The organism is Paracraurococcus lichenis (genome assembly GCF_030657435.1).
GTDB classification, from domain to species: Bacteria; Pseudomonadota; Alphaproteobacteria; order Acetobacterales; family Acetobacteraceae; genus Paracraurococcus; species Paracraurococcus lichenis.
The window spans coordinates 1-2,421 of record NZ_JAUTWS010000244.1; the positions used below are offsets into that span (position 1 = coordinate 1).

1 protein-coding gene is annotated in these 2,421 nt (G+C 66.3%); it reads left to right on the top strand.

The genetic code is table 11. The features are described 5' to 3' along the window. Positions 1–2,046: zinc-dependent metalloprotease family protein (locus tag Q7A36_RS39340; protein WP_305109238.1), on the top strand; the 2,046-nt coding region annotated here is incomplete at its 5' end. Positions 2,047–2,421: the final 375 nt, after the last annotated feature.

Here is a 2,421-nt window from a genome sequence, read left to right on the forward strand (position 1 = left end):
ATTCCCCACCCGTTCGCCTCTGGCGATCTGCTGGGAGTCGCCACATCCCACGGCGACTCCCGCTCCGCTCCCTCGGCCATCGTGACTACCATCGAGAGTTCGGTGGTGCTGGACGCTTTGCCCGCCGGCGGGCTGGTGAGCTACGGCAATACCTTCAGCCTGCACAGCCTGCCCACCTCATCCTACAAGGTCTATCTCGACTTCGACGGCTACACCACCACGGGCCTTATCTGGAACAGCTATTGGAATACGCCGAGCTTCTACTCCAAGGCATTTTCCCTGGACGGCAACGAGACCTTCAACAGCGCCGAACTGCTCAGCATCCAGCAGATCTGGCAGCGCGTCGCGGAGTATTACTCCCCCTTCAATATCGACGTCACCACCGAGGATCCGGGCATCGACGCGCTTCGCTATACCGGCAGCCGCGACACCAGCTATGGCATCCACGTCGTCATCACCGATGAGGACGGCAAGAACTACGGCGGCCTCAGCTTCAACGGTAGCTTCAACTGGAATACCGACACGCCCGCCTACATCTACGCCAATCGCCTCTCCGACAACGCCAAGTACATCGCCGACGCCGCCGCCCATGAGGTCGGCCACACCCTCGGCCTCAACCATGACGGCCGCAGCGGCTCGGAGTATTACTACGGCCACGGCTCCGGCAATGCGTCCTGGGCGCCGCTCATGGGGGTCGGCTACTACGACAGCGTCGTGCAGTTCAGCAATGGCGGCTACAACGGTGCCACCAACACCGAGGACGACCTCGCCATCATCACCAGCAAGAATGGCGGCGTCACCTACCGCGCCGATGACTGGGGCGGGACCTTCGCGAATGCCGGTGCCCTCGGCGGCACCGTCACGAACGGCGTCGCCACCGTTCAGACCTACGGCATCATCTCGGGCTCGGGCAGCCGTAACGATGTCGACATGTTCTCCTTCACCCTGGGCGCCGGCGGCAGCGTCAACCTTACCGTCTCCGCTGGCACCGCGGCCTTCGTCACCGGCAGCAGCAGCCCGGTGATCACCACCGCCTCCCCCGGCATGCTCGATGTCGGGCTCACCCTCTACGACAGCGCCGGCCAGGTCGTCACCACCGTCAACGATGTCACCCGTACGACCGCCACCCTCGCCCTCAACAACCTCCAGGGCGGCACCTACTACCTCGCCGTCGACGGCGTCGGCTGGGGCGACCCCATGGCCAGCACGCCCACCGGCTGGTCCGACTACGGCTCCCTCGGCCAGTACCTGATCCGCGGCACCTATACCGCCGTCCGGCCGCAGGTCATGGCCGACCACAGCAGCTATTCCCTCACCGAGGGCGGCAGCATCGCCATCACCTATACGGCAACCAACGCCACCAGCGACATCCTGCTCAGCCTGTCCGGCGCCCCCGTCGGCACCAGCCTCTCGGCCAGCCAGCTCACCCTCTCCGCCGCCAACAACTGGACCGCCAGCGTCACTCTCGCCAGCATCGAGGATCGCGACGCTGCCGGCAACAAGGCCTTCACCCTGCTTGCCAGCAGTGGCGGGGTCGCGCCCAATCTCAGCACCGCCGGCACGCTGCTCGACAACGACATCGCCCCGGCCAGCGGCGGCAATACCTACGGCACCTACACAATCGCGCCCACGGTCAGCAACGCAACCGTCAGTTCCATCGCCATGGACAACCTCGGTGCCAGCACTACCGACGTCCTGACCCTCGGCGAAGGCATGACCACGGCCGGTGCCACCATCGACTACCGCTGGACCTTCACCAACCTGACCGCAGGCGACAAGCTGCTCCAGGTCGATGCATGGTCGGGCGGAGAAGCCTTTCGCCTCGTCTACTCGACGGACGACGCCGTCACCTGGAAGGCCTTCGATGCGCCCGACGCCCCCGCCTGGAAGGGCAGCTATCTCGCCACCGGCGTCGGCTCCTCGCTCTGGGTGAAGCTGGTGGACACCAGCATCACGGACGATGCCACGGTCGATACCGTCACGGTTGACCTGCTCACCCTCACCAACGCCCCGGCCGGTCAGACCGATCTCTGGCACGCGGCCTGACGCATCGGTCGCTTGCCATTGGGACGGCAGCCGAGGCGCCGCTTGGCCGCGCGATGGGGAGGCGCGGGACGATCCGCGCGCCCAGCGCCCTGGCGGCGCTGACCATCGGCGCAACCCAGCGGCGGCCGGCTGGCGCAGGATCTGCCGCAGAGAGACAGCCGGCCAGGCATCCCGCGCGGCGCCGGGCACAGGGGTGCCGCATTCGGCCTGACAGCGATCCCGGTCGACCGACCGGCAGGACTCGCCGACACCGCGGCGGCCGGTGACTTCTTCGCGTCGCATCGCGCCATGCATGAAATGGCGATTGTCTTTTGGTAAAAATCGCCTTTTACGGTCGGCATGAACTGCCCTCCGTTCCTGTTCGAGGACCACCCG